At 49.0% G+C, this 26,930-nt stretch carries 17 protein-coding genes; 16 read left to right on the forward strand and 1 reads right to left on the reverse strand.

Features of this window, described 5'->3' with window-relative positions; all coding sequences use genetic code 11:
• Window positions 1-19: 19 nt before the first annotated feature.
• The 10 genes from AB6805_RS11670 (at window position 20) to AB6805_RS11715 (ending at window position 16,136) form a co-directional block, all read left to right on the forward strand.
• The gene (locus AB6805_RS11670; protein WP_370909604.1) at window positions 20-3,283 is read left to right on the forward strand and encodes a TonB-dependent receptor; all 3,264 of its coding nucleotides are present in this window, start codon (window positions 20-22) and stop codon (window positions 3,281-3,283) included.
• Window positions 3,284-3,301: 18 nt separating this feature from the next.
• The gene (locus tag AB6805_RS11675; RefSeq protein ID WP_370909605.1) at window positions 3,302-4,786 is read left to right on the forward strand and encodes a RagB/SusD family nutrient uptake outer membrane protein; all 1,485 of its coding nucleotides are present in this window, start codon (window positions 3,302-3,304) and stop codon (window positions 4,784-4,786) included.
• A 17-nt stretch (window positions 4,787-4,803) separates the two neighbouring features.
• Complete coding sequence (locus tag AB6805_RS11680) at window positions 4,804-5,631, forward strand: LamG-like jellyroll fold domain-containing protein (RefSeq protein WP_370909606.1); 828 nt, start codon at window positions 4,804-4,806, stop codon at window positions 5,629-5,631.
• 6 nt (window positions 5,632-5,637) lie between these two features.
• Window positions 5,638-7,296, forward strand: coding sequence for a glucoamylase family protein (locus tag AB6805_RS11685; RefSeq protein ID WP_370909607.1), 1,659 nt, complete (start codon window positions 5,638-5,640; stop codon window positions 7,294-7,296).
• A gap of 13 nt (window positions 7,297-7,309) precedes the next feature.
• Window positions 7,310-8,626, forward strand: a complete 1,317-nt coding sequence (locus AB6805_RS11690; RefSeq protein ID WP_370909608.1) for a glucoamylase family protein — start codon at window positions 7,310-7,312, stop codon at window positions 8,624-8,626.
• 5 nt (window positions 8,627-8,631) lie between these two features.
• A complete protein-coding gene (locus AB6805_RS11695) occupies window positions 8,632-10,371 on the forward strand; it encodes a family 43 glycosylhydrolase (protein ID WP_370909609.1) in 1,740 nt (579 codons plus the stop codon).
• A gap of 10 nt (window positions 10,372-10,381) precedes the next feature.
• Window positions 10,382-12,679, forward strand: a complete 2,298-nt coding sequence (gene bglX, locus AB6805_RS11700; protein WP_370909610.1) for a beta-glucosidase BglX — start codon at window positions 10,382-10,384, stop codon at window positions 12,677-12,679.
• 113 nt (window positions 12,680-12,792) lie between these two features.
• Window positions 12,793-14,193 carry an ATP-binding protein gene (locus AB6805_RS11705; protein WP_370909611.1) on the forward strand — a complete coding sequence of 467 codons (1,401 nt, stop codon included), beginning with the start codon at window positions 12,793-12,795 and terminating at the stop codon, window positions 14,191-14,193.
• Window positions 14,194-14,203: 10 nt separating this feature from the next.
• Window positions 14,204-15,862 (forward strand): FAD-dependent oxidoreductase, encoded by a 1,659-nt coding sequence (locus AB6805_RS11710; protein WP_370909612.1) that lies wholly within the window; start codon window positions 14,204-14,206, stop codon window positions 15,860-15,862.
• A 10-nt stretch (window positions 15,863-15,872) separates the two neighbouring features.
• On the forward strand, window positions 15,873-16,136 hold the full coding sequence (locus tag AB6805_RS11715) for a UBP-type zinc finger domain-containing protein (protein WP_370909613.1): 264 nt from the start codon (window positions 15,873-15,875) through the stop codon (window positions 16,134-16,136).
• 32 nt (window positions 16,137-16,168) lie between these two features.
• Here AB6805_RS11715 and AB6805_RS11720 read toward each other — a convergent pair whose 3' ends face one another.
• Window positions 16,169-16,939, reverse strand: a complete 771-nt coding sequence (locus AB6805_RS11720) for a DeoR/GlpR family DNA-binding transcription regulator (RefSeq protein WP_370909614.1) — start codon at window positions 16,937-16,939, stop codon at window positions 16,169-16,171.
• A 368-nt stretch (window positions 16,940-17,307) separates the two neighbouring features.
• Here AB6805_RS11720 and AB6805_RS11725 point away from each other — a divergent pair, with 368 nt between their 5' ends.
• Genes AB6805_RS11725 through AB6805_RS11750 form a run of 6 tightly spaced genes read left to right on the forward strand, consistent with a single transcriptional unit; the run spans window position 17,308 to window position 26,897 of the window.
• Window positions 17,308-18,912, forward strand: coding sequence for a glycerol-3-phosphate dehydrogenase/oxidase (locus tag AB6805_RS11725; RefSeq protein ID WP_370909615.1), 1,605 nt, complete (start codon window positions 17,308-17,310; stop codon window positions 18,910-18,912).
• A gap of 50 nt (window positions 18,913-18,962) precedes the next feature.
• Entirely contained in the window at window positions 18,963-20,456 is a 1,494-nt protein-coding gene (gene glpK / locus AB6805_RS11730; RefSeq protein WP_370909616.1) for a glycerol kinase GlpK, read from the forward strand.
• A gap of 11 nt (window positions 20,457-20,467) precedes the next feature.
• Window positions 20,468-21,196, forward strand: coding sequence for an MIP/aquaporin family protein (locus tag AB6805_RS11735; protein ID WP_370909617.1), 729 nt, complete (start codon window positions 20,468-20,470; stop codon window positions 21,194-21,196).
• A gap of 49 nt (window positions 21,197-21,245) precedes the next feature.
• Window positions 21,246-22,184, forward strand: a complete 939-nt coding sequence (locus AB6805_RS11740) for a glycerophosphodiester phosphodiesterase family protein (protein ID WP_370909618.1) — start codon at window positions 21,246-21,248, stop codon at window positions 22,182-22,184.
• Window positions 22,185-22,230: 46 nt separating this feature from the next.
• Window positions 22,231-25,299, forward strand: a complete 3,069-nt coding sequence (locus tag AB6805_RS11745; RefSeq protein WP_370909619.1) for a SusC/RagA family TonB-linked outer membrane protein — start codon at window positions 22,231-22,233, stop codon at window positions 25,297-25,299.
• Between the two features lie 20 nt (window positions 25,300-25,319).
• Window positions 25,320-26,897: a RagB/SusD family nutrient uptake outer membrane protein gene (locus AB6805_RS11750; RefSeq protein ID WP_370909620.1), complete on the forward strand. Its 1,578-nt coding sequence runs from the start codon at window positions 25,320-25,322 to the stop codon at window positions 26,895-26,897.
• The last annotated feature ends 33 nt before the right edge of the window (window positions 26,898-26,930 follow it).

The following is a 26,930-nucleotide window of genomic DNA, read 5'->3' on the forward strand; positions in this document are numbered from 1 at the left end:
CAAAAAAGTCTTATTAATTATGAATTGGACCGCCGTACTGCTGCTGGCAGGTGTGCTCCAGGTATCTGCCAATGCGAAGGGGCAGGGAACGATAACCCTCCGGCTCAAAGAAACGGAGATCGCCAAGGTACTCAGTAGTATTGAGAAACAAGGCGAATACCGGTTCCTCTATAACAACGCATTGAAGGATATCAGGAAGAAAGTGGATGTGGATGTGACCAACACACGTCTGGCTGACCTCATGAGCGAAATACTCAACGATACCGGCCTGAAATATAAAGTGATAGAGAACAACCTGGTGGTCATCATGGCTAACACAGGTGAGCTGCAGGATATCAAAATTACCGGTAAAGTAACCAGTAAAGACGGCAGTACACCGGTGCCCGGTGCTACTATCAGCATCAAGGGAACCTCCCGCGGAACCGTTACGGGGCCGGATGGCACTTATACGCTTACAGTACCGGAAAACGCTACGCTCCTGGTGTCTTTTATCGGCTTCACCAGCCAGGAAATACCGGTTAACAGCCGCTCTGTGATCAATGTAACCCTGGTAGAATCGGTGAGTATGGTGGAACAGGTGGTAGTAGTGGGTTATGGCGTGCAACGCAAGGTAGATGTTACCGGCGCTATCAGCCAGATCAAAGGAGAAGAAATCAATAAACAGCCTATCAATAACGCGGTAAGCGCCCTCCAGGGAAAGGTGCCCGGCGTAACCATTACCAATATGGGTAAACCCGGTGCAGCACCGGAAATCAAGATCCGTGGTACAGGTACCATCTATGGCAGCGCCAACCCATTGTATGTGGTAGACGGTGTGTGGTATGATGATATCAACTTTCTCAACCCTGCCGATATCGAAAATATGAGTATCCTGAAAGATGCTTCCAGCGAAGCTATTTACGGGATACGCGCGGCAAACGGCGTGGTGCTCGTCACCACTAAAAAAGGAAAATCCGGGAAACCAGTCGTGAATTATAACGGCTATGTGGGCTATCAGAAAGTAACCAACGAGGTGAAAATGGCGGATGCCAGTCAGTATGCCACCCTGGTAAATGAACTGCAGGAACGTAATGATAAAGCCCCGCTGTTCGATGATCCTTCCCAGTTTGGAAGAGGCACCGATTGGTACCATCAAACCCTCCGGAATGCAATGGTAACCAATCACCAGTTGTCCGTAAGCGGCGGATCAGAAAAATCTACCTATAATTTCTCCATAGGTTACCTGCACCAGCAAGGCCTGGTAAATACCAACGATTTTACCCGCTACACTGCCCGGTTACAAAACGACTTCCAGGTTTTTGAACCCCTGAAGATTGGTTATACTGTTACTGCGTCTGCCAATAAATCAAATGACGTTCCCGACTTTATCTGGCGCCAGTTGTACAGTGCAGGCCCGGTGGTGCCGGTACATTACGCCGATGGTGCTTACGGAGATCCGAACGATTATAACCTCGGTGAAGGCGCGAACTTCAACCCGCAGGCAACCCTCGACTTTTTCAACCAGTTCACTAGAAAACAAACCGTTACCGGTAGTTTATACGCCGACCTGCGGTTTGCCAAACATTTTACTTTTCATACCAGCATCGGCGGCGAATATGGCGAAAACCTGATGCGCAATTATGTGCCCGTGTTTGCGGCTACCATTGCACAACGCGCCAACAACAGTAAACTCACCCGCGAAAATACTGATACCCGCAACTGGATCGTGGAAAATACACTCACCTATCAGAATAAATTCAAAGACCACGACCTGAGAGTACTGCTGGGCCAGGGCGCACAACGCTATCAAACTTATAAGCTCACTGCCAGCGCACCAAATGTGCCGAATAACAGTGAGGGAGATATGTACCTGAAACTGGGTAGTACTGATGGCAGGCAAATAACAGATGAAGGAGATATCTACACCGTATCTTCTTACTTCGGAAGGATCAATTATTCCTTTAAAAACAGGTACCTCCTCAATGCTTCACTGCGTGCCGACGGCGCCTCCCGGTTCTATGGCGATCAACGCTGGGGTTATTTCCCATCTGTAGGGGTGGGCTGGATCATCAGCGAGGAAAGCTTTATGAAGCAACAGCACTTCTTCGATAACCTGAAACTGCGTGGTAGCTGGGGCCAGATAGGCAATGCCTCTGTTACTTCCAATATCTCCGTATTGAGAGTAGCCCAGGATCCCTACCTCACTGCTGTTTTTGGTGGTAATGTATACACCGGCGCAAGCATCAACTCCGTAGTACCGCCTACTACCTATTGGGAAAAAGGCGTAGGTACGGATGTTGGATTGGAAGCCAGTATGCTTAATAACCGCTTGTACCTGGAAGCAGGTTACTACAACCGGAAAACAGTACGCGCCATTTTTGATGTAAACATTCCAGGTTCCGTGGGTACCAATTCAGGTACTATCATCGCTAACCAGGCCGATCTTCAGAACCGCGGTTTTGAATTTGCAGTAAGCTGGAAAAGCCAGATAAAGAAAGACTTTACCTACTCCATAGGTGGTAACCTCGGCTATAATGAAAACAAAGTATTAAGCGTGGTATCCGGTAAAAATCCTATTTATGGCGGCGGTGGTGGCCTCACCAGCGGCGCACTGAGCACCCGTACTATGCTCGACAGGCCCATAGGTGAGTTTATAGGTTATATGGTAGATGGAATTTTCCAGACAGATGCGGAAGCATTGAACTCCGCACAACCGAAAGCAAGAGCAGGGGACTTTAAATACAGGGATGTAAGCGGACCTAAAGGCGTACCCGATGGCGTTATTGATGCGAACGACCGCGTGCCGCTGGGTAACCCTAATCCCCGCTTCAGCTATGGTATTAACACCTCTTTCACCTGGAAACAATTTGATCTTGCCCTCGATTTCCAGGGCGTTGCCGGTGTAGATGTTTACAATGTAAATCTCGGTGCGCGCTTTGGTAATGAAAATTTCACAAAAGATTTTTATGATAAACGCTGGCATGGACAAGGTACTTCCAACACCTATCCTTCTGCTTTCATCGGCGGCCGCGATAACTACCTGCCCAATTCTTTCTTCGTGGAAAACGGCAGCTACTTCAGGATCAGGAACATCCAGCTGGGATATAACTTCCCAGCTACTATGACGGAAAAATGGGGAATGAAAAACCTGCGCGTATTTGCAAACGCACAGAATGCGTTCAACTTCTTCCAATACCGGGGATTCACACCGGAAATTGGCGGTAAGCCCAGGGAAGCCGGTATCGACAACAACGTATACCCACTCTACGCAACCTACAATTTTGGTGTAAATGTTACTTTCTGATAATAAAGCAGACTTGTTATGAAACGAAATATTCAACTTAATATACAACGTTTAGCCGGTGGTGTTATATTGCCGGTAGTACTGGCCATCGCAGGTTGCGGAAAATCATTTCTGGATGTACCGCCACAGGGACAACAACCCAGTGAGCAGTTCTGGAAAAATGAAGCAGATGCCACCAAAGCGGTAAATGCTATTTATGCTAACCTCCGGGAATGGAAACAGTTAGGATTTGCCGCAGTAGCGATAGAAAGCCTGGGTTCTGATGACGCGGAAAAGGGAAGTAACGCATCCGATGCCAGCTTCCTCACTAAGTACGACGATTTTTCAGTAACCGCCACAGAAGGCCAGATCCTTGATTTCTGGAAAGGACAATACCAGGAAATTAATTTCTGTAACCAGGTACTGGATAATATTCCTGCCATCAGTATGGACGATGCCCTGAAAAATCGCTACCTCGCGGAAGCAAAATTCGTACGCGCGTACGCGTATTTCCGGCTGGTACGCGCCTTTGGCGATGTGCCCCTGCGTCTGAAAATACCCGTTGACGCCAGCGAATATAATTTGCCAAGAACGCCAAAGGCAGAAGTATGGGCAGCTATTGAAAAAGACCTCACGGAAGCTGCAGCAGTATTGCCACCGGCATATCCCGCCTCCGATGCAGGACGTGCCACCAAAGGCGCTGCACTGGCCCTGCATGCAAAAGTGGCCCTGTATCTTAAAAAATGGCCGGATGTGCTCAATTATACCAACCAGGTAATGGGACTGGGTTATACCCTGTATCCCAACTATGAGCAACTGTTCCGCATCGCCAATGAAAATTCAAAAGAATCCGTTTTTGAAATCCAGTGCCAGCTGATCCTGAACAGTAAAGATGCCTCTAACTCCCAGTACTCACAAATACAGGGCGTAAAAGGTGTTGTAGGCGGCGGATGGGGCTTTAACGTACCCACGCAAAGCCTCGTAAGCGAGTATGAACCGGGTGATCCGCGGAGAGACGCCACCATCATTTTCAGAGGGGAAACCACACCGCAGGGGGATCTCATTCCACCCACCGGCGATAACCCGATGTTCAACCAGAAAGCGTATGTACCTTTCCGTTTGTTTGTAACCGGCTACAATGAAGGCGCCGATCAGAACTTTCGTGCAATCCGCTACGCGGAAGTGCTGCTGATGAATGCAGAAGCAGCGAATGAGCAAGGCAATACCGCCCTGGCACTCAGTTCGCTGAACGCAGTAAGGGCCCGTGCCCGCGGCGGCAATGCCGCCATTCTCCCGGATGTAACCACTACCGATAAAGTAGCATTACGCAATGCAATCTGGCATGAGAGAAGAGTAGAACTGGCCATGGAAAACGATCGCTACTTCGATGTGATCCGCCAGGGAAGAGGCGCTGCCCTGTTTAGCGCCAAAGGCTTCGTGGCCGGGAAAAATGAAGTATGGCCTGTTCCGCAGAATGAAATTGATATCAGCGCAGGAACACTGACACAAAATCCGGGTTACTAATCTCTAATAAAACTACTATGAACTTCAGATATCAATCATACATACTGCTGGCAGCCATCACGCTGTTCGCGTCGTCCTGCTATAAAAAGTTTGATGCCGACAGCTATAAACCGGCACTGTCTATCGGTGGTTACACCAGCGCCTCCGAAATTGCGCCGGGCAACCTGGTGGCCTACTGGGGATTCAACGATAACCTCACCGACAGCGTCTCTAAAACAAACTGCGACAACAACGGTACCTCTTTCACAACAGGCATCAAAGGCCGCAGCCTTAAAGGCGCTGAAAAAGCATACGCGCTGTTCACACCAGGAACTGCTATCACCGGCCTCAAAGCATTTACGATCACGCTGTGGGTAAACAACCCGCAGAATACCAAAGGTATTGTTGGACTGTTGAGCCTCAGCAATACCAAAAGCTTCTGGGGCAACATCGATATCTTTTTTGAAAATGGCAGTACCGATACGAAGGCAGTACTGAAAATGCACGTAGCCAGCGCGCAGGGCGAAGCATGGCTGGGTAACTATGACTTGCAGAATGTATGGGACAGGTGGACCAATCTCGCCCTGTCATATAACGGTGTGGATTCTTTTAAGGTATATGTAAATGGAATAAGGATCGCCACACACGTGAAGAGCGGGGCAGGCCCGATCCAGTTCCTCAATCCCGGCAAAATGGTATTTGGTACTTCTCAGTTCCAGACCGTTCCCAGTCTCACTTCTGAAGCCACTGCACAGGACTGGGCCAGCTACCTCACCGGCGGTCTCGATGAAGTAAGGATCTATAATAAAGCATTGGAAGAAGCGGATGTCAGCGCCCTCGTTAAACTGGAAGGGCGGGGTAAATAGTTTTTTATGAAATGGATAGCTTGTTTATTATTGATAATAACAACAGGTTGCAGTAAGGGCGGGGGCGACAATACGTCGCCTCCGCCCGTTACGCCGCCCTCCTTCAGCTTTCAGGCCCTGAGCGTGGATAGCGTGTCTGCCGGTTTTTCCTATTATGGTACCGGCACACAACCCGCCATCAGGATTTCTTTTTCAGACGCCGTATTGCGCAGTGCTGTTGCCGCCGCCTGTTCCTTTACCGCTAAAAGCGGTGGTAACGTGCCTTACAGTGTAGCGTGGGAGCATGGCGACAGCACCCTTGTACTGAAACCGGTGGCGCCATTGTCTAACCTCACCGCCTATACGGTTAGTGTAGGCGCAGGTTTATTGTCGGTGAAAAATGCGAAGCTCCAATCGGCCGTTTCATTGTCGCTGGTAACCGCTATCGATACCACCGATAAGTTTCCGCGCATCTCCGACGAAGCCCTGCTTACACTGGTGCAGCAACAAACATTCAAATACTTCTGGGACTTCGGTCACCCGGTTAGTGGCCTCGTACGCGAACGAAACACCAGCGGTGAAACCGTTACCTCCGGCGGCTCCGGCTTCGGTATCATGGCCATCATCACCGGGATAGAACGCGGCTTTATTACCCGCAGCGAAGGACTGGCACGCATACAGCAAATAACCACTTTCCTGGGCACAAAGGCGACGCGCTTTCATGGCGCATTCCCGCATTGGCTTAACGGCAGCACCGGCGCAGCTATTCCTTTCAGCACAAAGGATAATGGCGCCGACCTGGTGGAAACATCCTATCTCATCCAGGGACTATTAACCGCGCGCCAATACTTTAAAAATGCAGATGTAACGGAAACGCAGCTACGAAATGATATCAATGCTGTTTGTAATGCAGTAGAATGGAACTGGTTCCGGAAAGATAATGCAAACGTGCTGTACTGGCACTGGAGCAACGAGTATAAATGGGACATGAACCTGCCGGTAAAAGGATGGAACGAATGTCTTATTACCTATATTCTCGCCGCCTCCGCAAAAACGCCCATACCAAAAGCTACCTACGACAGCGGCTGGGCAAATAACGGCGCCATGCGCAACAATAATCTTTATTATAATATCAAACTGCCGCTAGGCCCCGCTATGGGCGGCCCGCTGTTTTTCTCGCATTACTCGTTCCTGGGCATCAATCCCAAAGGATTAAAAGATACTTATGCGGATTATGAAGAGCAGGTGGTGAATCATACCCGCATCAACTACGCCTATTGCGTTGCCAACCCGGAAAAGAATTATGGCTATGGCGCCGGTTGCTGGGGCCTCACCGCCAGTGATATCCCCAACGGATATACGGCGAGTTCACCCACCAATGATGTGGGCGTAATTGCACCCACTGCCGCGTTGTCGTCTTTCCCGTATACGCCGCAGGAATCCATGCAGGCGCTGAAATTCTTTTATTACAAACTGGGCGATAAAATCTGGAAGGAGTACGGCTTTACAGATGCTTTCTCCCTTCACTATATCTGGTTTGCCAACTCATTCCTGGCCATCGATCAGGGGCCGGTAATAGTGATGATAGAAAATTACCGCAGCGGATTATTGTGGAACCTGTTCATGAGCTGCCCGGAAATAAAAACCGGTATGCATAACCTCGGCTTTACCAGCCCACATCTCTAAAAAAAGAAAAAGAATGAAGTATATACTGTTTATCGGCTGTTTGTTTTTCCTGCTGCAGCCGGCAAGGGCACAAAAGAAGATCAAAGTTAACCGGCAAAAAATGTCGGACGAACAATTATTGGAACTGGTACAAAAACAAACGTTCCGCTACTTCTGGGATTTTGGTCACCCGGTATCTGGTATGGCGCGCGAACGCAGCAACAAATCCTTTGATTACGGTGATGAAGTGGTTACCACCGGTGGCACCGGCTTCGGCGTAATGGCGATCATTGTAGCTGCTGAACGTAAATGGATCACCCGTGAGGCCGCCGCACAACGGCTCCTGAAAATAGTGAACTTCCTCCGGAAGGCAGACAGCTACCATGGTGTTTTTCCGCACTGGCTGAATGGTAACACAGGCAAAACGATTCCCTTCAGCCGTAAAGATGATGGCGGCGACCTGGTGGAAACATCCTTCCTGTTCCAGGGACTCCTTTGCGCCCGCCAGTACTTCAGCAATGACAATCCAACGGAAACGGAGCTACGAAATAAGATCAACTGGACCTGGAATGAAACAGAATGGAACTGGTACACACAGGGCGGACGAAATGTATTGTACTGGCACTGGAGCCCCAACAACGGCTGGAGCATGAACCACGAAATCAAAGGATGGAACGAATGCCTTATCACGTATGTGCTGGCCGCTTCATCTCCCGGCTATGCCATCAACCCGGAAGTATATCACCAGGGCTGGGTGAATAATATTTATTTCAGGAACGACCGTACCTTTTATGGCATTAAACTCCCGCTGGGATTTGATTACGGCGGACCATTGTTTTTCTCTCACTACTCTTTCCTGGGCTTAAATCCACACGGCTTAAAGGACCGTTACGCCGATTACTGGGAACAAAACCTGCATCATACGCTTATCAACCGCGAACACTGTGTTCGTAATCCAAAAGGATTTAAAGGCTACGGCGCCAATTGCTGGGGACTCACCGCCAGCGACACCTACGACGGATATAATGCACACTCGCCGGAGAATGACCTGGGTACGATCACACCCACGGCGGCATTATCGGCGTTCCCATACACGCCTGAGTATTCTATGCAGGCGCTGAAACATTTTTACTACGACCTGGGCGATAGAATCTGGACGGAGTATGGCTTTACTGACGCCTTCAACGAAACAAAGCAATGGTATGCATCCTCGCACCTGGCCATTGACCAGGGACCCATTGTTGTAATGATAGAAAACTACCGCACCGGGTTGTTGTGGAAGTTGTTCATGAGCTGCCCGGAGATTAAGCAGGGACTAAAGAAACTTGACTTTGAAATAACGGAAAAATAGTGATGATGAAAAGATGGATATATGCACTGGTGATCCTGTTCATAAGCATGGATACAACTGCGCAAACAACCTATTGTAATCCGGTGAATATCGACTACGGCTATTGTCCTATTCCCAACTTCACCACCTGGGGGAAACACCGTGCTACCGCCGATCCGGTAATTGTAAATTACAAAGGCGACTACTACCTGTTTTCCACCAATCAATGGGGATACTGGTGGAGCCCGGACCTGCTCAACTGGCATTTTGTGGAAAGGAAATTCCTGAAGCCGTATCATCATGTGTACGACGAACTATGCGCGCCTGCGGCCTGGGTAATGGGTGATACCTTGCTCGTATTCGGATCTACCTATACCAGCGACTTCCCCATCTGGATGAGCACTAATCCTAAAGGAAATGAATGGAAAGAAGCAATCGACTCGCTGCAGATAGGCGGTTGGGATCCTGCTTTTTTTGCAGATGATGATGGCCGTTTGTACATGTACAACGGCAGCAGCAATCGCTATCCGCTGTATGGCGTGGAAATGAATCGCAGTACCCTGCAACCGAAAGGCACGAGAAAGGAAATGTACCTGCTGGAGCCGGACCGCTATGGCTGGCAACGGTTCGGCGAAAACCTGGATAATACTTTCCTGGACCCGTTCATTGAAGGCGCGTGGATGACAAAGCACCACGGGAAATATTACCTGCAATACGGCGCTCCGGGAACAGAGTTCAGCGGCTATGCCGATGGAGTAGTGGTAGGCGATCATCCGCTGGGGCCTTTTACGCCGCAGTCAGACCCAGTTTCGTATAAGCCCGGAGGTTATGCCCGTGGTGCGGGTCATGGCGCTACATTCCAGGATAATAAAGGATTTTGGTGGCATGTATCTACCATGGTAATCGCCGTAAAAAACAGCTTTGAACGCCGTATCGGCTACTGGCCTGCCGGCTTCGATAAGGAAGATGTGATGTTTTGTAATACTTCTTTCGGCGACTACCCGCATTATATTTCAAGGAACGCTGATACCACCGCTTTTGATAACGCCGGGTTTACCGGTTGGATGCTGCTGAACTATAACAAACCGGTTTCCGTATCTTCCACCTATGGCGGTTATGTACCCAATAACGCTGTAGATGAAAGCATAAAAACGTATTGGAGTGCCGCCACCGGCAACAAAGGCGAATGGATACAAACAGACCTCGGGAAAGTAAGCCGCGTAAATGCAGTACAGGTAAACTATGCCGATCAGGATGCTCCGTTTCTGGGTAAGCAAACAGCTATTTATCACCAGTATATACTTTGGTTTTCGGAAGATGGAAAACACTGGAAGATGCTGGCCGATAAAAGCAAACAACGCAAAGATGTACCGCACGATTATATTGAGTTAGCAAAGCCGGTGCAGGCGCGTTATATCAAAATGGAGAACATCCATATGCCCGGCGGAAAATTTGCGCTCAGTGGGCTAAGGGTATTTGGCAACGGCAACGGCGCGGTACCAGATACGGTGAAAGACCTGCTGGTGCTTCGCACGGAGAAGGATAAACGAAGCGCATGGATTAAATGGTCGCCGGTAGATAATGCATATGCATACAACATTTATACCGGCACCTCACCGGATAAATTGTACAGCTGCATCATGGTGCATAACAACAATGATTACTACTTCAAAGGCATGGACAAAGAGCACCCCTATTATTTTTGTATAGAAGCCATCAATGAAAACGGCGTATCTGCCAGAACTAAGGTGATAAAAGCAGAATAAAACAAACAGTATGAAAGAGATACATACCCTTTTGAAAAGTACGCTGGTGGCGCTGATACTGTCAGTTGCCGGCCAGGTACAGGCGCAGACAACCAACGCGAAAATGAATACTTTCGTGAATGCGCTGATGGGAAAAATGACGCTGGAAGAAAAGATCGGGCAACTGAATTTGCTTACACCCGGCGGTGGCGTAGCTACCGGCTCGGTGGTAAGCAGTGATGTGGAGACAAAAATCAGCAAAGGAAATGTGGGCGGTTTGTTTGGTGTAATTGGTGTGGAAAAGATCCGGCAGGCGCAGGAACTGGCTGTCACTAAAAGCAGGCTTAAAATTCCGCTGATCTTTGGATCTGACGTGATCCACGGCTACAAAACCACTTTTCCTATTCCGCTGGGATTATCCTGCAGCTGGGATTTGCCGCTGATAGAACACAGCGCGCGGCTGGCGGCAACAGAAGCCAGCGCCGATGGTCTTTGCTGGGTGTATTCGCCGATGGTGGACATCGCCCGCGACCCGCGATGGGGCCGCGTAGCAGAAGGCTCGGGGGAAGATACGTACCTGGGTTCAAAAATCGCCGCCGCCATGGTGCGCGGATACCAGGGTAACCGCCTCGGTGATAAAAACAGCGTGATGGCATGTGTAAAGCACTTCGCCTTATATGGCGCGGCCGAAGCAGGCAGGGATTACAACACCACCGATATGAGCCGCATCAAAATGTATGAATACTACCTGCCGCCGTATAAAGCGGCCATAGATGCCGGCGCCGGTAGCGTCATGACTTCCTTCAATGAAATTGATGGCATACCGGCTACGGCCAATAAGTGGCTGCTGACAGACCTGCTCCGCAAGCAATGGGGCTTCAAAGGTTTTGTGGTAACGGATTATACCGCTATCAATGAAATGATGGCACACGGCCTGGGCAACCTGCAAACGGTATCGGCGCTGGCATTGAAAGCGGGTGTGGATATGGACATGGTAGGCGAAGGTTTTGTGACCACCTTACAAAAATCACTGAAAGAGCGAAAAGTAACACTGAATGACATCAATGATGCCTGCCGCCGGGTGCTGGAAGCAAAATATAAACTCGGCCTGTTTGAAGATCCCTACCGCTACTGCAATACTGCTGCCGCTGCCAAAGAAGTGCTGAGCGCAGATAAAAGGCAGGCAGCAAGAGAGTTGGGCGCCCGTTCCTGCGTGCTACTGAAAAACGACCGGCAAACATTGCCGCTGAAAAAATCAGGTACCATTGCACTCGTAGGGCCGTTGGCCAATAACAAAAGCAATATGCTCGGCACCTGGGCGGTGAGTGGCGACGCGCAGTTGTCGGTACCCGTACTCGACGGTATGAAACAGGTAGCCGGCAGCAATGTAAATATCCTCTACGCCAAAGGCGCTAACATCAGCGATGATACCAGCTTTGCCAAAAAAGTAAATGTATTTGGTGAAAGAATAGAGATTGATACCCGCACACCGGAGCAGCTGCTCACAGAGGCCATTACCACAGCCGCCAAGGCAGATGTGGTAGTGGCCGTGGTGGGAGAGGCCTCTGAAATGAGCGGGGAAGCCGCCAGCAGGTCGGATATAGGTATCCCGGAAAGTCAGCGTAAACTGTTGACCGCCCTGGCACAAACCGGCAAACCCCTGGTAGTAGTGGTAATGAGCGGAAGGCCATTAACCCTTGCCACCGAAAATGAACAGGCTACTTCCTTACTGGAAGTATGGTTCCAGGGCCACGAAGCCGGCAACGCCATCGCAGATGTACTCTTCGGAAATTATAACCCTTCCGGAAAACTCACCATGAGCTTCCCCCGGAACGTAGGCCAGATCCCTGTCTACTACAATTATAAAAATACCGGCCGGCCGCAACCGGAAGGCCCCACACAGAAATTTCATTCCAACTACCTCGATGTGGCTAACGACCCGCTGTTTCCTTTCGGATACGGGCTCAGTTACACCACTTTTAAATACGAAGGACTTACACTGAGCACAAATAAAATGAACAGCGGCCAAACCATCGATGTAGCGTTTAAACTCACCAATACCGGCACGTATGCCGGCGAGGAAATAGTACAGCTGTACCTGAGAGACCGGGAAGCTTCCGTTACCCGGCCCGTGAAAGAGCTGAAAGATTTTCAGAAGATAAAGCTGCAGCCGGGAGAAAGCAAAACCATTCACTTCACCATCAGCAAGGAAAAGCTGTCGTTTTTCAACAGCCAGCTGCAATGGATAGCCGAACCGGGTACATTCGACCTCATGATTGGCGCCTCTTCCGCCGATATCAGGCTGAAAAATACGGTTGAATTATTGTAAAGCCGCATATCTTTATTACTGGTTAAAAGAAGCAAGGTCGCCCGGAAGGACGGCCTTTTGCTTTTGGGATGCTGAAAGCTTATATTTGAGAACTGACCATTAGCGCTAATTATATGGAACCTATCACTGCGATACAACTAAAAAGTATTCCTGCTCTCAAAGAAGTGCCGCTGGAACAACTGCAGTGGCTGATATCCCAGTCGGAGGAAAAGCTGGTGCCGGAAGGCGAACTGATGTTTAAAGCCGGCGATCCAGTGAATGCCACCATCATTGTGATTTCAGGAAAGATACGTATCTCCGCCACCATCAACGGGCATTACCGGGAAATTGTGGAACTGAACGACGATAACATTACCGGGTGGCTGCCTTTTTCCCGCGTGAAAAACGCCATGGGAAATGGCCTGTGCCTGAAAGATACCCGGCTGCTGATTTGCCCGTCGGAAAAAATTAAAGCACATATTGAACAGCATTACGAACTAACGGAAGCACTGGTGCATATCATGACGAGCCGCGTGCGGGAAACCACTTCCTCGCAGCAGCAGAACGAGAAAATGATGGCGCTGGGGAAATTGTCTGCGGGCCTGGCCCATGAACTGAATAACCCGGTAGCCGCCATTTGCAGAAGCTCGGATAAACTGTTTGAAAATATCAGCCATATTCCCGCCATATTTAAAGAGATGGCAGCGCTGTGTTTATCACAGGAGCAGGCCACCGCTATTGTTGATAACCTCCAGCAATGGTGGAGCAACAAGCCGGTGAAAGCACCTACGGTGCTGGAGTTGTCTGATAAAACGACTGCTATCGAAGACTGGATGGACAGCAAAAATATCTCCCGGATAGAAATAGCAGAAATACTGGCGGAGTATGGGGTAGAAACCACGGTGCTGGAAGATTTCAGCCGGCTGTTTGACCCCGCGCACCTGGATGTGATCTTCAGCTGGATACATGGCGCACTGGAAGCCAACCGGATGGTAGGCGACCTGCAGATCTCTTCAAAAAGAATATTCGACCTGGTAAGCGCCGTGAAAAGATATACCTACATGGACCAGGAGCCGGATAAGCAATTTATTGATATCCATAGCGGCATCCACAACACACTGGCCATGCTGGATTACCGGTTTAGAAAAGGAAATGTGGAGCTGGTGGAAAATTATGATGCCTCACTGCCAAAAATAAAAGCGCTGCCCGGAGAGCTGAACCAGGTATGGACCAACCTCGTGGATAATGCGCTGGATGCCATGGAGCCTGCTAAAAAAGGACGGCTGGAAATAGCCACCACAAAGGACCGCCAGTGTGTGCATATCACCATTACCGATAATGGCCCGGGCATCCCCGAAGAAATACAATCACGCATATTTGAACCTTTTTTTACCACCAAAGATCTGGGAAAAGGAACAGGACTGGGACTGGATGTAGTATCACAAATTGTGCAGCGTCATCGCGGATCAGTGAAACAAACTTCTGTACCCGGTAAAACCATTTTTACCATTTCATTTCCCATAGAGAATAATTAATGTAGAAGATATGAGTCTGCCCATAATATTTGTTATAGATGATGATAGACAGGTGCTGAATGCCATCACGCAGGACCTGAAATCGTATTACCGGAAGTCGTACCGCATTTTGAGCACCCTTTCCGCCAATGAAGCGCTGCAAAGCCTGGTGGAACTGAAAAACAGGAATGATACTGTGGCCATCTTTATTTCCGATCAGCGGATGCCGGAAATGGAAGGTGTTGATTTTCTGCAGCAGGCGATGGAAATATTTCCTGCCGCCAAACGTGTATTACTCACCGCTTATTCGGATACCAACGCCGCCATAAAAGCCATCAATGAATTGCGGCTGGATTACTATCTCCAGAAGCCCTGGGATCCGCCGGAAGAAAAGCTGTACCCTGTTATCAATGATCTGCTCGACGACTGGCAAACCAATTACCGCCCGGAATTTCAGGGGATTAAAGTAGTAGGTTATCCTTTTTCGTCAGATGCCTACCGCATTAAGGAATTTTTGGCCAGCAACCTGATTCCCTATCATTCCATTGATGCTAACAGCGACGAAGGAAAATTGCTGTTGCAGCTGAATAACCTGGATACATCCGCTTTACCTGTAGTCATACTGGAACACGGAGAAGTAATGACAGCTCCTGCCATCATTGATATTGCAGCGAAAATAGGACTGAATCCCACCCTGAAAAACGAGATCTATGATGTTGTGATCATCGGCGCCGGTCCGGCAGGATTGGCCGCCTCTGTATACGGCGCTTCTGAAGGATTAAAAACCCTGCTGATAGAACGTCATGCTCCCGGCGGACAGGCAGGTACCAGTTCCCGTATTGAAAACTACCTGGGCTTTCCTTCGGGACTGAGCGGGGCAGAACTCACACGGCGCGCGATTACGCAAGCTACCAGGTTTGGTACGGAGTTTTTATCGCCGCAGTCGGTGAAAGAGATCAAACTCAAAGCAGATTATAAAATTGTTTGCCTGGAAAATGGCACAGAAATAAATGCACGCGCTGTTGTGATTACCACCGGGGTGGATTACCGCAAGCTGGATACCGTTGGCATAGAAAAGTTCACCGGGGCAGGCATCTATTACGGCGCTGCTACCACGGAAGCCGCCTCGTGCCGCGACCGGAGCGTGTACATCCTGGGAGGGGGTAACTCCGCCGGCCAGGCAGCGGTGTATCTCTCAAAGTTCGCAAAGGAAGTATACATTCTTATCCGGAAAGAAAATCTGAATGCGACTATGTCGTCTTACCTGATAGACCAGATCCGGGATATTCCCAACATCAGCATTCTGAACAACAGTGAAATAGTGGAGGCTTCGGGTACCGACCGGCTGGAAAAGCTGAAGATAGAAAACCTGCAAACACAGGAAGTGAAAGAAGTGCCTGCGGATGCGTTATATATTTTTATCGGCGCAAGGCCCTACACCGATTGGCTGGGAGATCTCATCATCAAAGATGAAAAAGGCTATGTGCAAACCGGCAGGGAAATGAAATCGTTTGATTATTTTGGTAAGCTCTGGAAGCTCAACCGCGAACCGTATCTGCTGGAAACCAGCTGTCCTGGTATCTTTGCAGCCGGCGACGTACGGTCAGGCGCTATGAGCCGCGTGGCCTCTGCCGTAGGGGAGGGCTCCATGAGTATTAGCCTGGTGCATAAGTACCTGGCAGAAGTTTAAAATATTTTTTATGGCTTTATGTTCACACCTTGAAGCAATAACCGAAGTAAAGGTTAGTGCCGATCATGTTTGCGAAGAATGCATCAAACAACATGGTAAATGGCTGCACCTGCGTACCTGTCAAACCTGTGGTGTTACGCTTTGCTGCGATGATTCACCGGCAAAGCACATGACGCAGCATTATCATCAAACGGACCATCCGGTGATATCTTCCGCGGAGCCGGGTGAGCAGTGGTTGTGGTGTTATAAAGACGGAACGTTTGCAGAATATTAAATAAAAAGAAGAGGAAGACAATCGTCTTCCTCTTATACTACTGTTACTTTCACGCCCATATCTTCCATTTTCCTGACGATATGTTCGGAAATACCGCTGTCGGTAATCACTTCATCTATTTCTTCGAGGGCACAAATGCGACCGAAGCCCCGCTTTCCGAATTTGCTGGAATCCGCGAGTACAATGGTTTTCTGCGCAGTGGCCATCATTTTCTGGTTCAGGTGCGCTTCCATGATATTGGTGGTAGTAAGACCAAACTCCAGGTCGATACCATCTACCCCGAGGAACAGTTTACTACAGGAGAAATCTTCCAGTATTTTTTCTGCATAAGACCCGGTAACAGAAGTAGAGCTGTTACGGAGATGCCCGCCAAGCTGGATCACTTCAATCTCCGGCCGGCGCAATAATTCCAGCGCTACGTTCAGCGCGCCGGTGATAACGGTAAGATGCCCTTTGGGTTGAATATTTTTTGCCAATGCCTGCACAGAGGTGCCCGAAGCAATGATGATTGCATCGTTCGGTACGATGAGTGCAGCGGCAGCCTGCCCTATCAGTTGCTTTTCCTCCCGGCGTATATTCTCCTTTTCATTCACCGGTTTGTCCATGGTATATGGATTATGCACCGTGGCGCCTCCATGTGAGCGGAATAACAGCGACTTATCCTCCAGCAGCTTCAGATCTTTTCGTATAGTCACGCCCGATACATCCAGCTCCTTACATAGCTCCAGTACATTAACATATCCCTTCTCGTGCAGTTTGCCGAGAATAAACTTATGACGTTCCGCAATATTGATCATAGACATATCAGATAAAAATAACGTATTAAAGTGTGTTGACACGGGATAATCTGAAAAAGATGCTCCTTACAAATATCCGGTAATTTAGTTTCATTTGATTAAATATGATTGCGTATTCAGTAGTTAATATCCTTCATTTTGATCTTCTAAATTCAGAATATGAAATCAAATGAAGATATAATGATATTATATTTATATCTATCTAATTGATTAATATAATATTATATTTTTCTTTTTATTTCTTTTCCATTCATCAATAACTTTTTCACCTTTTTCATTTTATTTTATACTTTGGTTTCAAATTATTTCTTTTTGTTTTTATTACTATTGCAAAGAAAATAAATGAAACAAATTAAAAGTTATAGGGGAATAAAATGAAAAGAACTGAATCAATCAGGCAATTAAAGGAAGCCGGTGAACAACCCTGGGATCTTATCATTATAGGTGGCGGAGCTACGGGTCTTGGTATAGCAATGGATGCCGCCACCAGGAACTACCGGACATTATTACTGGAGCAGGCCGACTTTGCCAAAGGAACTTCCAGTCGCAGTACCAAACTGGTACACGGCGGGGTAAGATACCTGGCGCAGGGCGACATTGCCCTCGTACGGGAAGCCCTGTACGAAAGAGGACTGCTACTTAACAATGCCCCGCACCTGGCACACAACCAGCAATTCATCATCCCGCAGTATAACTGGTGGCAAGGCCCCTTTTATACCATCGGCCTCAAGATCTATGATCTTTTGTCCGGGAAACTCAGCCTCGGACGCTCCCGGCACATCGGCAGATCGGAAGTGATCAACCGGCTCCCTACCATCCGGAAAGAAGGACTGAAAGGTGGAATCGTTTATCACGACGGACAATTTGATGATGCCCGCCTGGCGGTTGATATTGCGCAAACTGCCGCTGAAAACGGCGCCGTACTGCTCAACTATTTCAAGGTAAACGGCCTCGTTAAAAACAGCGCCGGCAAAATAAGCGGCGTACGCACACAGGACCTGGAAACCAATGAAACCTATACGCTCCGGGCCAAAACTGTGATCAACGCCACCGGCGTATTTGTAGATGAAGTACTGCAACTGGATAACCCGGCAGCACCCAATATGGTAAAGCCGAGCCAGGGTGTGCACCTGGTGCTGGATCCCTCTTTCCTCAACAGTAAAAGCGCTATCATGATCCCGAAAACGGATGATGGCCGCGTACTGTTTGCCGTACCCTGGAACAATAAAGTACTCCTGGGAACAACCGACACGCCGCTCGATGAACACAGTATGGAACCCATCGCACTGGAAGAAGAGATCAGCTTTATTTTAAATACCGCAGGTAAATATCTTGACCGTCCGCCTGCACGGGAAGATGTGCTCAGCGTGTTTGCCGGATTACGGCCGCTGGCAGCACCGCAAAAAGAAACCGGCAGTACGAAGGAAATTTCCCGCAGCCATAAAATACTGGTAGCGCCCTCCGGACTCATCACCATCACCGGCGGTAAGTGGACCACCTTCCGCAAAATGGCAGAAGATACGGTGGACCAGGCCATCAAAACCGGCGGACTGGTACCGGTAGGATGCAAAACAAAATCACTGCATATCCACGGGTATCAGCAACAACCATCCGCGCCCGCACCGCTGGACATATACGGCAGCGACGCCGCCAGGATACAGGCATTTATTTCACTGCATCCCGACATGAAAGAACAGCTGCATCCACGCCTGCCATACATCAAAGCACAGGTGATATGGGCAGTGAAACATGAAATGGCCCAAACCGTGGAAGATGTGCTGGCCAGGCGCCTGCGCGCACTCTTCCTGGATGCGCAGGCCGCTATAGACATGGCGCCCGTAACAGCCGCCATTATGGCCGCAGAAATGAACAGGGATATGAACTGGCAACAAAAACAAGTGAAGGATTTTATACAGGTGGCACAACACTACCTCCTGAAAAATGGCACTACCTATAAACAACTGAAGGTTACGGCATAGACTAAACGAAATCAACATCCACGTAAAAATCCACGGGAAAAAAGAAAAACATGATCAGATACATTATGGCAATGGATCAGGGCACGACCAGCTCAAGGGCCATTATCTTCGACAAAGCAGGCGCAATTATTTCCACGGCGCAGAAAGAATTTACACAACTGTTCCCGCAACCGGGATGGGTGGAACACGATCCCGCTGAAATATGGAGCAGCCAGATCGGCGTAGCCACCGAAGCAATGGCGAAAGTAGGCCTGGAAGGTGGTAACATTGCCGCTATCGGTATCACCAACCAACGCGAAACCACATTGGTATGGGACCGCGAAACCGGTAAGCCCGTGTACAATGCCATCGTATGGCAGGACAGGCGTACGGCCGGTTTTTGCGACGATCTCAAAGCAGCAGGTAAAGAAACCCTGGTACGCGAAAAAACAGGATTGGTCATTGATGCTTACTTCTCCGGCACAAAAATCAGGTGGATCCTGGACAATGTGCCTGGGGCACGGGAACGCGCCAACGAAGGCAAGCTGGCTTTCGGAACGGTAGACTCCTGGCTGATCTGGAACCTCACCCATGGCGCAGTACATGCTACTGATATCACCAACGCTTCCCGCACCATGCTGTTTAATATCCACACCCAGGCATGGGACAATGAACTGCTGGCTATGCTGGATATTCCTGCCGCTATGCTGCCGGAAGTAAAACAATCGAGTGAAGTATGCGGCGAAACCGCTCCCGGCATCTTTGCCGTACAGATCCCGATTGCAGGCGTGGCAGGCGATCAGCACGCGGCGCTCTTCGGGCAAATGTGCACCGCTCCAGGCATGGTGAAAAATACCTATGGCACCGGCTGTTTTATGCTGATGAATATTGGTAACACACCGATCATCAGTAAAAATAATCTCCTCACCACGGTGGCCTGGAAAGTAAACGGACAGGTACAATACGCACTGGAAGGCAGCATCTTTATCGCCGGCGCTATTGTGCAATGGCTGCGCGACGGTCTCGGTATCATCCGGGCCTCCTCTGAAGTGGAAGCACTCGCTGCCAGCGTGGAACAAAATGATGGCGTATACCTGGTACCCGCTTTTGCAGGACTTGGCGCTCCGCACTGGGATCAACACGCACGCGGTACACTCGTAGGCATGACACGCGGCACCAACGCTGCGCACATTGCACGCGCTGCACTGGAAAGCATTGCCTATCAAACAATGGAAGTGCTGAAAGCGATGGAAGCAGATGCCAATATCAGCATAAAAGAATTGAGAGTAGATGGCGGTGCTACCGGTAACAACCTGCTGATGCAGTTCCAGGCAGATATCCTGCAAACGAAAGTTGTGCGGCCGGGTATTACAGAAACAACTGCGCTGGGTGCTGCGTATCTCGCCGGCCTGGCCACAGGCTACTGGCAGAACCTGGAAGAAATTGCCAGCCAGTGGAAAATGGATAAATGTTTCTCTCCCAACCTGGAACAGGAACAACGCCAGCAATGGATCAATGGATGGAACCGCGCAGTAAATGCCGCAAAAGCATGGGCTCACCAATAAAATTATAAACTATGTATCCTTTTTTAGCTGAATTCATAGGTACTGCCTTATTGCTGCTGCTGGGAAACGGCGTGGTGGCCAACGTGGTACTGCATCAAACCAAAGGTAACAACAGCGGCTGGATTGTGATCACCACCGGTTGGGCGCTGGCGGTGTATATAGGCGTAGTGTTCGCCGGCCCTTACAGCGGCGCGCACCTTAATCCCGCCGTTACCATCGCACTGGCTGCTGCCGGCAAATTCAACTGGGCAGATGTGCCTTTGTTTATTGCCATGCAAATGCTGGGCGCTATGCTGGGTACTTCACTGGTATGGCTCAATTACAAAGATCATCTTAATAATACACCCGACAAAGGTTTGCAGCGTGCGGTGTTTTGTACGGAGCCGGCTATACGAAATACCTGGCGCAACTTCATCTGTGAGGCTACCGGCACCTTTGTATTGCTGTTTACTATTTTCTATTTCACCAACGCAGAAGTAGGACCGGAGAAAACACCGGTGGGACTGGGTTCACTCGGCGCCATGCCGGTAATGTTGCTGGTATGGTCTATCGGGTTGTCGCTCGGCGGCACTACGGGCTACGCTATCAACCCAGCCAGGGACCTGGGTCCGCGCATCATGTACGCACTGCTGCCCATAAAAGGAAAAGGACACAGCGACTGGAATTACGCCTGGGTACCTGTTTTCGGGCCACTGGCCGGCGCTGTAATCGCCGCTTCACTGTACCTGTTACTGAAGTAGATAACGTTTACCTATATACGCAATTAATAACACGTTAGAACCACGCGCAATGAAAACAAAGTTTAATATCAGTCTCATAGGCTGCGCCATGGCGGTAGCCGCTGTATGCACCTTTAATGCATGTAAAACAACTAAAACAACCACTGCTGCAAAAAACGGGTATCCTTCTTTTTATAAAGTAGGACATCGCGGCACAAGAGGTTTGATGCCGGAGAATACCATTCCTGCCATGTACCGTGGGTTAACGGAAGGCGCCAATACCATTGAGTTTGATGTGCATATCACGAAAGACGGACAGGTAATGGTGTACCACGACGCATCGTTTACGCCATCATACACTACCACACCGGATGGAAAAGATATTCCCGCTGAAAAACGCACGGACTATATTTTTTACCAGATGAACTATGCCGATATCCGGCCGTTTATCATCGGGGAAAAACCATACCCGGCCTATCCGGAACAACAGCGTATGCGTTCTTACGCACCACTGCTCTCTGAAATGATCGACTCCGTAGAAGCCTATACGAAAGCGCATCATATGCCGGCACCTTACTATCTGCTGGAAATAAAATCTTCCGAAAAATCAGATGGTAAAGAACAACCCGCACCGGAAGAGTATATGGATAAACTGATGGCGGTAAAACAATTACAGCCACTCGGGAAACGCCTGCTGGTGCAGTCTTTCGATATGCGCCCGCTACAGGTATTGCACCGCAGATATCCTGATATGGCACTGGGATTTCTGACAGATGATAAAAAGAACGGATTCGATCAGCACCTGGAGCAACTGGGCTTTACACCGTTTTTCTACAATCCTAACTACAAGCTGGTAACACCGGAGCTGGTGAGCAAATGCCATGCTAAACATATTATGATTGTTCCGTGGACAGTGGACGACGTTAACGAAATGAAAAAGCTGAAAGCACTGGGCGTTGATGGTATTATTACCGATTACCCAAACAGATTACGCGAAGCAGGGCTCTGACCATTATTTATCTACCAGTATACTAACAAAAAAAACAAACACACTTATGAAATTCTTTTCACGATTCCGCCTGTTAAAACCGGCCACGTTCCTGTTGCTGTGTATCGGGATCATCGGCGCCGGCAGCTTATCCCTGCAGGCGCAGGACATTCCCGTTACCGGTAAGGTAACTGCCGCCAATGGCACGCCACTAATCGGGGTGAACGTACAGGTGGCAGGTACCAGCCGCGGCGCCGCCACCGATGTAAACGGTGCTTTTAAACTCACCGCGCCTAAAGACGCTACCTTGAAACTCACCTTCATAGGTTACCTGCCCAAAGAGGTGAAAGTAAAATCTTCCAATGTACTGGTAGTGTTACAGGAAGATATCCAGAAACTAAACGATGTAGTGGTGGTCGGTTACGGCACACAGAAAAAAGCCACGCTCACCGGGGCCATCACCACCGTGAATATGGTGGATAAGGAAGGACAGCCGCTTACCAACGTAAGTAACGCATTGCACGGCGTGCCCGGCGTATTCGCCAACCTGAGCAACAGTCAGCCAGGTGTGGATCGCAGCACCATCCGTATCAGGGGACTGAATACTTTTGGCAGCACTGATGCAAGAGCCAATGAGCCGATGGTATTGGTAGATGGTATCGAATACTCCATGGATGAACTCAATCCAAACGATATTGAAACCGTTACAGTACTGAAAGATGCTGCTGCCGCCATTTATGGCTCCCGCGGCTCCAACGGCGTTATCCTCGTTACCACTAAAAAAGGAAGAGGCAGCTCCCGCGTTAACTACAGCTATTACTACGGTCAGCAAAAAGCAACCTACCTGCCGGATGTGATCAGCGATCCTATCGCGTATATGAAACTGAAAAACCAGGCGCTCATCAACGAAGGGAAAGCCATTGAATACGCAGAAGCGGATATAGAGGAGTACCAGAAAGGAATGGCTACAGATCCTTTCACTTATCCCGCAAATAATTGGTATGATATTGCCCTGAAAAACGGTGTGATCCAAAAACATGACCTGGCCATTTCCGGCAGCGGAGAAAAATACAATTATCGCTTATCACTCGGTTACCTCGACAGGGACGGTATCCTCTTCGGACCTGGTAACCATGAGAAGAAATATTCCGTTGGACTGAATGCTTCCATGGAAGTATCCAAACGCCTGCGCGCCGGTATCACCATGGATGGTTACTACAGAACCTATACCACGCCGTTTTATACAGATACCTGGACTTACCTGGCCCGTACATTGCCTATCCTCACAGATACCCTGCCGGATGGCCGCTATGGCAACTCCTGGCTTAGAACAGCAGGCCGTAATAACTGGGAGAATCCGCGTATGCTGGCATACAACGGTTTACAGACCAAACAGATCCAGCGCTTCCTGACTACCGTTTTTGCAGAATATAAACTGCCTTTCGATATCAACTATAACATCAAGTTTGGTGTGGATAAATATGATGGTTTGCTCAGCGGCTTTACTCCCCGCATGCAAACCTTTAATCCGAAAACAGGCGCCGCTATCAACTGGAACAGTCCCGCTACTGCGCCCCGGTCAGCCAAAACGGATTATAATGATATGAATATCCATTTCTATAACACGCTCGACTGGAAACACCAGTTCAAAGGGAAACACAATCTCTCTGCTATGGTGGGCGCCAGTTATGATAACTTCGATTCTGACTCATGGGCCACCAGCATGTATGGTTACCTGGATGGACGACTGGATGCATTAAGCGCGGGTACTACCTGGAACGCTACCTCCGGAAACCTTACCCGCGATGTGCTGGAATCTTATTTTGGCCGTTTGAATTACGACTATGATGGTAAATACCTGCTGGAGGCTACCTTCCGTTATGATGGTTCCAGCCGCCTGGGAAGACACAGCCGCTGGGCGTTTTTCCCTTCCGTATCTGCCGGCTGGCGTATTGATAAAGAAGCCTTCTTTCATTCTGATTTCATCAACGTGTTGAAGCTGCGTGCTTCCGCCGGTAAATTAGGTAACCAGGCCATTGCACTGTACACGACAGACCCAACCGTCAACCTGGGTGAAGACTACAGTTTTGGCGGTGTATTAAATTCCGGCGCTGCAAAAACTGCGGATGCAGATTCCACACTCAGATGGGAAATCACCAATGCTTACAATGTGGGCGTTGATGTAAATTTCTGGAATAATCGTATAGGCCTTACCGTTGATGCTTATAAGAAACGCACCAATGGTATCCTTCGTGAAGTAGGTATGCCTTCCCAGGTAGGTAACCTGGCCGGCGCCAAACAGAATGTAGGTACGGTAGATAATACGGGGCTGGAAGTAGTAGCACAATACCGTGATCACATTGGCGAAGTGGATCTGAACGTGTATGGAAGTGTGGCTTATAATAAAAATGAAGTAGTGGACCTGCATGGTGAAATTATTTATGGTACAGGTACTATTACACAAGCGGGATCGCCCATTGAGTCTTTTTATATTTTACAGGCAGAAGGCATTTTCCAGAGCCAGGCAGAAATAGATGCCAGCGCAAAACAATCTGCCAATACAAAACCCGGCTACATCAAATTTAAGGATGTTAATAAAGATGGCATCATTAACGGCGACGATCGTGTAATTGTGAACAGCTCTTCCTCCGTACCGAAGTATACCTATGGTTTCGGATTCAATGTGGGCTATAAAGGCATCAGCCTGAGTGCTTCCTTTCAGGGAATTGGCGGTGTAAAGGTGCTGCCTACCGCTAACCTGGCTTATCCGTTTAACAACGGCGCCAATGCTACCTGGGAATGGACAAGGGATGCCTGGACACCGGAAAAAAGAGACGCACGCCTGCCTATTGTAACTACCAGCACCGGCAGTATCGATAATTTCCAGCGCTCTACTTTCTGGTTAAGGGATAACTCTTACCTGAGAATGAAGAATATTCAGCTGGGCTACGCACTGCCACAGCAATGGTTGTCGAAAGCAAGGATCCAGAAAGTGAGTGTGTTTATCAACGCGGAAAACCTGCTCACCTTCTCCCGTTACAAGGATTTCGATCCGGAATCTATACTGGATCAAACAACATTGTATACTTATCCAATGCTGAAAACCTTTAATGGCGGTATCAACGTTACCTTCTAAACATCCAAATTATGAATAGTATGAAAAAGATATATCTCTTACTTTTCTGCACAGGTCTCCTGGCTGTAGGTTGCAACAAAAGCCTGCTCGATACTTCTCCGCACGACCGTTACCCGGAATCAACCTTCTGGCAAACACCGGAAGCGGCCAATGCCGGCCTGGTGGGCTGCTACTCTGTATTGCGCAACCAGGGCATATTTGGTGGTAAAACCTCCAACAATGCCACCGCGCTTTGGGAAGAAACCCTTTCTCCCAATGCTTACAACCAAACGGATGCGATGAGCTTTAACTCCATTGCCCGTGGTACCCAGATGTCCAGTACCGGTGGTATCGTTACTAACCGCTACTCCGATTGTTACAGCGGCATTGGCCGTTGCAATACTTTTTTGAAGAAGGTAGATGAAGTAACTGCAATTGAGGCGGACATCCGGAAAAGGATGAAAGGCGAAGCATATTTTCTGAGAGGGCTTTATTACTTTATACTTGAAAATTATTATGGTGCAGTGCCGTTAATCCTGGATCCGCCGGACAGAACCGCCCAGGCTAAGTTACCGCGTACTCCACGTGCAGAAGTGGTAGCCAATGTGTTGAAAGACCTGGATATGGCTGCTACGCTTCTGCCAGTGAAATACACAGGAGCGGATGTAGGCAGGGCTACCAAAGGCGCAGCCATGGCGCTGAAAGCCAGGGTGCTGTTATACGAAGCCAGCCCGTTGCTGAATCCATCCAACGACCTGACGAAATGGAAGGCAGCAGCCGATGCAGCCTATAGCGTTATGGGGCTGGCCGGCACAGGCTACGGACTCTTTGCCGATTACCGCGGATTGTTTTTACAGCCCAATGAAAATAACAAGGAAGTTATTTTTGATGTGCAGTATGTTTTCCCACAGCAGGGCAGCTCATTCGACCTGATCTGTACGCAATACAATACCAACGCACCGTTGCTGGACCTGGCCAAAACCTATTACATGAATAACGGATTGCCCATTACTGATCCGGCTTCAGGATATAAGGCAGATAGTCCGTATCTCCGCCGTGATCCGCGCTTGTACGGCACCTTCACCTATCCGACCGATATGTACCGCGGCGCCATTATTCCAGCCAGCCGTTTTGCTATTACAGGTTATGGTATGAAGAAGTATAGCCTTTATGATAGTATTGCACCGCCAAAAGATAAGTCGGATCTGAAAGACGGCCAGTCTGATATCAACTTTATCGTATTGAGATATGCCGACATCCTGATGATGTACGCAGAAGCACAAAACGAAGTAAGCGGACCGGATGCTACCATCTTTGCTGCGCTCGACAAGATCCGCGACAGGGTGAAAATGCCGCATATTTCCACTTCTTTATCCAAAGATGCACTGCGCGCAGAAATCCGTCATGAAAGACGCGTGGAGTTTGCCGGGGAAGGATTGTATTACAACGATATCCGCCGCTGGAAAACCGCTGAAACCGTGATGAATGCACCTATTGAAAACTACAATGGTAAGAAGATTGAAACCCGCACGTTTGATAAACTGCGCGACTACCTGTGGCCGATCCCGGTAGGGGAAAAAGATCTGAACCCTAACCTGGAACAGAACCCGGGATACTAATTGCCGGATATGTTATGCAGCTATGCAGTTACC

It is taken from the genome of Chitinophaga sp. RCC_12, from assembly GCF_041360695.1.
In the GTDB taxonomy this organism is placed as follows: Bacteria; Bacteroidota; Bacteroidia; order Chitinophagales; family Chitinophagaceae; genus Chitinophaga.